Source organism: Bartonella sp. AC130YNZD (assembly GCF_042196865.1).
In the GTDB taxonomy this organism is placed as follows: domain Bacteria; phylum Pseudomonadota; class Alphaproteobacteria; order Rhizobiales; family Rhizobiaceae; genus Bartonella.
In genome coordinates, this window is record NZ_JBHIQZ010000044.1 from 1 (window position 1) to 5,956 (window position 5,956).

The following is a 5,956-nucleotide window of genomic DNA, read 5'->3' on the forward strand; positions in this document are numbered from 1 at the left end:
TTGTGCATGCGCCGCTTACTGGCGTTTTTGATTTACTGAAAGCCGCATTGAAAACAGAGCTTGATGGTTCACTGAAAGATTTAGAGAAGCGCTTAGAGGCGTTAAGCGAAGAGCTTGAAGATTTGAAAGAGTGTTCATTGGATGAAGCCCTCTGAATGAAGGAATAAAACAGATGAAGATACCCGATCATGAACATGAATATTTGATACCTGTTGCAACGAAAGAGGAAATCAGAGAAGGGACTTCGCAAGACAGCGTTGTTGTTCCGAAGCTTTTAGGGACGGCCTCTTTGTATTCGTATGAAACCTTTGCGCCGTTAGAGCAGGTTGTTAATGCACGTCAAGAAGCAGAAAAAGCCATGTCGCGTGCGAATGGTGCGCAACAGGTTGCAGAAGAATCGAAGAGGGTTTCGGAACAAGCGCTTAGCGAAGTGACGAAAACAGTTCAAACAGCGACAACAGCGCTTACGACGTCTCATGAAGCGAAGGAAGAAGCTAAAGCAGCGACGACAACGGCTAGCCTTGCGAAAGAGACAGCGGATACAGCCAATGGCTTAGCAGAAGAAGCCAAGAATACTTCTGATGCAGCGAAGCGCATGGCAGAAGAGACAAAAGCAGCAGTTGATAGAGCTACAGGGGAAATAAGTAGTACGAAAGGTTCATTGGCTACGGCATTACAAAGTTTTACAGAGGTCAAGCAGGCTAGTGAGAATGCCGTCCATGTCTCGACAGAAGCAAAGAGATTAGCCGATGAATCGAAGTCGATTGCAGAGCGTGCAGAACAAACAGCGAGAGAGGCTTCACAAACAGCAACAGAGACGACGCAAGTAGCAGCAACAGCGGTAGCAACGTGTCATGAAGTTAGGACGGTAGCGACACAAGCAAGTCTAAAGGCAGATGGAGCCAACCAGACAGCCGCTGATGCGAAGGATATTGCAGAACAAGCAAAAGAGTTATCAGAAGGTGCGACATCTTCTGTTACAGAACTTACAAAAACAGCGTCTCAAGTACAAACGGCAGTAGAGAAGGCATTAACGGAGTCAAGAGAATCCAAACAGATAGCAGAGTCATCTAAGACACTCTCAGAAGAAGCCAAACAGACAGCTGCTGATGCATTGACAGCGTCGAATGATGCCAAGTCACAATCAGAGACAGCGGTAAGCACATCAGAAGAGGCAAAGGCTCTTTCAGAACAGACAAAGGATGCGTGTGAAGAAGTTAAAGCCTCCGTTTCCTCTATTAAGAGAGTTGCAGAAGCTGTTCAGAAGAAATCAGAGGAAGCCGAGAGAGTTGCACAGACAAGTAAGAGAGTTTGTGAAGAAGCCAAACAACTCGCAACAGAAGCCCAAAATGCCTCTACCAATGCGCTTACAGAAGCGAATGCTGCGAAGGATAAAGCGTCTACAGCGCTAACCTCAGTCAATGATGTCAAGAATATTTCAGAAGAAGTGAAAGGTATTGCAGAAACGGCATTATCGACCGCTACCACAGCTAAACAGACAGGTGATGAGATCGGGCAAAAAGCTTTAGAAGCGTTAACGAAGTCGAGTGAAGCTAAGAGCACAGCAGAGACGGCAGAAGAGAAAGCCGCAAGAGCGGAAAAGAAGGCGGATGATGCGACAATCACAGCTTCTGAAGCCAAGACTATGGCGCAAGAAGCCAAACAGGCGTTAGAGACATCAACAGCGCAACAAGATGCCTCAGAAGCACTGTCTAAAGCCGCTGAAGCGAAGAAAGTAGCAGATCAGGCAGCAACGTTAGCCAATGAAAGTAAAACGACAGCTGTTGAGGCAAAAGGTTTAGTGGAGGAAGTAAAACAATCGGTAGCGACAGCGACAGAAACAGCAGAGAGCGTAGCTAAGGAAGCCAAAGTAGCATCAGAAAGCGCTGTTACAGTTGCGAATGCAGCGAAGAGCACAGCAGAAGAAGCCAAGAGTGCAGCGGATAGTGCAACAGAGAAAGTAGAGCAAGCTGTAAGAGAGGCTAGCGATGCGAAATCTAAAGCGGAAAGTTTAAAGACTGTTGCGACTGAAGCGAAATCCACGAGTGAACAAGCAAGTCAAACAGCCTCTAATGCTAAAAGTTTATCAGAAGAAGCAAAGGTTAAAGCAGAAAGTGTAGAGAGAGTTGCGAATGAAGCAAATCAAACAGCGACTTCTTCGAAGAGTGTATCAGAAGAAGCAAAAGAAGAGGCAAGTAATGCCAAAGTGATAGCCTTAGAAGCGAAAAGTGCAGCAGATAGTGCAATAGCGAAAGCGGAGCAAGCCCAACAGAGCACAACAGAAGCCTCTAGAATAGCTTTGGAAGCGAAAGCGGTAGCAGAGTCTGCGGCGCGTTCAGGAGAGACGGCAGGGCAGGTGAGTGGGGAAGCGGTGAAGGGCATAGCACAAGAGGCGAAGCGTAAAGCGGAAGAAGCCGAGAAAATAGCACAAGAAGCCAAACAGACAGCAGGTTATGCCAAACATGATGCGGAGCAAGCGCGTAGTGAGGTGGAAAATGCAAAAAGCACAGCGAATGCAGCGTGGAATAAAGCCCACAAAGCGAATGAAACAGCAGATAGTGCTAAGCTTACAGCAAGTTTAGCAGAAACGGCAGGCGAAGAAGCCAAGAAAATAGCGGAGAAAGCCAATAACTACGCGTATGAAGCAAAAGATGAAGCCGGAAAAGCCAAGGAAATAGCCAATAGTGCAAAATATGCAGCAGGAGAGGCGCAGAAGGCAGCTGAAACAGCGGGTAAAAAAGCCGCGTCTTTAGAAGCAGCCGCAGAAGAAGCACAAAAAATAGCTAAAGAAGCCAAACAGACAGCAGGTTATGCTAACCATGATGCGGAGCAAGCGCGTAGTGAGGTGGAAAAAGTAAAAAGCACAGCGAATGAAGCGTGGAGTAAAGCTTACGACGCGAATGAAGCCGCCAATAACGCTAAGACTATAGCCAGATTAGCAGAAATGGCAGGTGAAGAAGCCAAGAAAATAGCGGAGAAAGCCGATGACCGAGCGTATGAAGCCAAGAATGAAGTAGAAAAAGCCAAGGAAATAGCGAGTAATGCAAAATATATAGCAGGAGAGGCGCAGAGGGCAGCCGAAACAGCGGGTAAGAAAGCCGCGTCTTTAGAAGAAGAAGCGGAAGAGGCACAAAAAATAGCCAAGGAAGCCAAGGAGTCTGCTGGTTATGCAAGACATGATGCGACGCAAGCGCGCAATCAGGCAGAAAATGCAGAGAAAATAGCCTCGTCTGCGAGGAGTAGGGTTATCGATATCAACCAAGTGGTTGAGAATTTTAAAGCCCCCGTAAGTTTAGCGCGGATGTACTCAGACGAAGCCAAGAAAAAAGCCGAGTCGGCAGATTCACAAGCCTATCAAGCCAAGAGCGAAGCCGAAAAAGCCAAGGAAGTAGCCGATAGAGCGAAAAGGACAGCAGAAGAAGCCAAAACAACCGCCGATACGACGAAACAAGAGCTTGGAGGGATCAAGAGTTCCCTAGCAACGGCAACAACAGCCCATACAGTAGCTTCACAGGCAAAAGCGCTAGCGGAAGAGGTAAACAATTTACTGAAACAGTCCAATTTAACGGTTTTTTCAATTTCCACACCGTTTCTTGTAGCGACAGGCAAAGCGCAATTAACCTTGAAAAAAGGAACACGCATAACTTTGGCATTAGGCAATGATACTTTGGTTGCAAGTTATACGGTAGATACAAGAATAAGCGTTCCTTCTCTTTCGGCGGGGAAGGATTATTATGTTTATTTGGTTTCTGATGGAGGACAGTCTCATAAATTTGTTTTATCAGAAAACTCTACGTATCCAAGGGATTACACAGTGAGTAATTCGCGAAAGATAGGAGGGTTTCATACGCTCTGTGCGGATGTTGGTACGATTTCCGGTCATTCATTGTCTGGTTATAGAGCAGGGGATATTTTACCCAATTCAGTTTGGTGTCTCAATCACCGTCCGCATAGTTCACCAGAAGGTATGGTTTATGACCCCTCTACAGATCTTTGGGTTGATATTTATCTTCAATCAGGGACGGGTGAAAATACGAAATCAATGTATCGTACCAATATAACAACAAACCGTAATTATACCGAACATGTAACAGATATGGCGCGTGTTAAAAAATCTTTACTGAGTGATGAAGCGTTTGCTTCTGCTATGTATGGAAGCAATGAAAAGACACATATTGTTGGCAAGAAAGAACCAACCTCTAAGGTTTCAGGTGGATATAAGGATACGGCGAATCGTCGAATGATCTCGCATATCGGTTGTGAGGATGGTTGCGGTTATGTTTGGCAATTTTTATCGGGCACGTTTCCTATACCCATAAGCCGTACGCAAAATACGTTTGAAATGAGAGCATTGTTAGGGGGTGGTAGCTGGAGTAATACAACGGATAATGGGCGTTTTACTCGAGCCACCATGATCGTCAATGGTGGAAATGAACAAGTTGCGGCGCGTGGATGTAGCCATACGCGTCATTTTGTTTAGGAGGGAGAGATGATAGAATATCCAGAACATTTAAATAGCAAAGAAGATTATCTGAACATGCTTTCTTTTGACAAAGTTGAAACAGTAAGAAGGCTAGAGATGCTTTTGACAACGCGTTTTTATTGGTTTTTTGTCAAAGAACTCAGTGAAGGGGAAGAGGGGGTAGAAGATGATACGCATAAGGTTTGTCGAACAACAGAAATACCGTTTGATTCAAATGGTGATTTTGTAGAAAAGCGTTGTCAGTATGAATTACAGGAAAGCGACTATGCGCCGCTCTTTCAACTTGGCTTTCGTGTTGAAGAAGTCGAGCAGCTGATCAAAGAGCATAGTCAATAGAGATCATAAAAAAACATTTTTATCCAGCCTCACTTTTGTGGGGCTTTTTTTATGGAGCGTCAGATGAGAAAGATATCGAAAGAAGGATTAGAGCTTATCAAACAATGGGAAGGTTTGCGTTTAGAGGCATATAGAGACACGGCATGTATCTGGACGATTGGTTATGGTCACACCAGCAATGCGGGTCACCCCCTTGTCAAAAAAGGCATGCGTATTACGCAAAAGCAAGCAGAAGAAATCCTTTGTGAAGACTTAAAGCAATTTGAGCAGACGGTCGAGGAATCGGTGACGGTTTCGTTAACGGATTGCCAATTCGCGGCATTGGTCTCATTTTGCTATAATGTAGGAACAGCAGCTTTTCGCAAGTCAACCTTGTTGAAGAAGCTTAATCAAGGGGATTATGAAGCCGTACCCTTAGAATTACAGAAATGGAATAAGGTCGGTGGGAAGCCTCTTGCGGGTTTAGCCAACCGTCGAGCAGCAGAAGCGGGATTATGGGTAAAAGGGGCTTATGTTTCTTCGAATTATCAAAGGGTAGAAACGAAAACAGCAAGCGGTCTTTTAAAGATAGAAGCACTTGCCCCGATTATAGGGTCTTGTTCTGGTTTTGGCGGCTTGTTAGCAGGCAATGGTCCGGTGCAATGGGCATTAGCAGGCATGATGGTTTTAGCGGCTGTAACGGGCATAGTGATTGTCGCCAAGCGGTTTGGGGAGCAACGCTTATGATTTTTTGGCTAAAGAAATATTCTCTGATGTTTACAGCGGCTTTAGCCGTTTTTTTTATGGCTTTAGCCAAGGCGTTTCAGCTTGGCAAGCAAAGCGAACGGCAAAAGCAAACAGAGAATGCTTTAAAGACAGCAACAACCCGTCTTGAGGTAGAAAATGAAGTTAATCAAAAAAGTGATGCTGGTGTGCGCTCTGAACTTTCTCGTTGGGTGCGCGGCAAATAGGTCTGTTTCTTGTGGTGGCTGGTTGCCCATTTATTTGGATAATCAGGATGTTGCGGTCATCAGTTCCAACCTAGCAAGAGATATCTTGAAACATAATCAACAGGGAGCACGCTTATGTGGTTGGCAAAATGAGTAGGAAACGTCATGAGGAACAAGATCTCTCAGAAACAGAACGACAGCTTCTTCA

The 5,956-nt window shown here is 45.3% G+C and carries 4 protein-coding genes; all 4 read left to right on the top strand.

What is annotated here, in order from left to right; translation table 11 throughout:
- The first annotated feature begins 172 nt into the window (after nucleotides 1–172).
- The 4 genes from ACFINU_RS08815 to ACFINU_RS08830 all read left to right on the top strand — a co-directional run bounded on the left by ACFINU_RS08815 (nucleotide 173) and on the right by ACFINU_RS08830 (nucleotide 5,769).
- On the top strand, nucleotides 173–4,480 hold the full coding sequence (locus tag ACFINU_RS08815) for a hypothetical protein (protein ID WP_375667583.1): 4,308 nt from the start codon (nucleotides 173–175) through the stop codon (nucleotides 4,478–4,480).
- A gap of 9 nt (nucleotides 4,481–4,489) precedes the next feature.
- Nucleotides 4,490–4,819, top strand: coding sequence for a hypothetical protein (locus ACFINU_RS08820; RefSeq protein ID WP_375614666.1), 330 nt, complete (start codon nucleotides 4,490–4,492; stop codon nucleotides 4,817–4,819).
- A 63-nt stretch (nucleotides 4,820–4,882) separates the two neighbouring features.
- The gene (locus ACFINU_RS08825; RefSeq protein WP_375618843.1) at nucleotides 4,883–5,545 is read left to right on the top strand and encodes a lysozyme; all 663 of its coding nucleotides are present in this window, start codon (nucleotides 4,883–4,885) and stop codon (nucleotides 5,543–5,545) included.
- Nucleotides 5,542–5,769, top strand: coding sequence for a hypothetical protein (locus ACFINU_RS08830; RefSeq protein WP_375612675.1), 228 nt, complete (start codon nucleotides 5,542–5,544; stop codon nucleotides 5,767–5,769). The genes ACFINU_RS08825 and ACFINU_RS08830 overlap by 4 nt, the downstream gene beginning before the upstream one ends.
- The last annotated feature ends 187 nt before the right edge of the window (nucleotides 5,770–5,956 follow it).

What these genes read in the sequence shown, in the direction of transcription:
- ACFINU_RS08825 (WP_375618843.1), top strand. Translation starts at nt 4,883, where the DNA reads ATGAGAAAGATATCGAAAGAAGGATTAGAGCTTATCAAACAATGGGAA.
- ACFINU_RS08815 (WP_375667583.1), top strand. Translation starts at nt 173, where the DNA reads ATGAAGATACCCGATCATGAACATGAATATTTGATACCTGTTGCAACG.
- ACFINU_RS08820 (WP_375614666.1), top strand. Translation starts at nt 4,490, where the DNA reads ATGATAGAATATCCAGAACATTTAAATAGCAAAGAAGATTATCTGAAC.
- ACFINU_RS08830 (WP_375612675.1), top strand. Translation starts at nt 5,542, where the DNA reads ATGATTTTTTGGCTAAAGAAATATTCTCTGATGTTTACAGCGGCTTTA.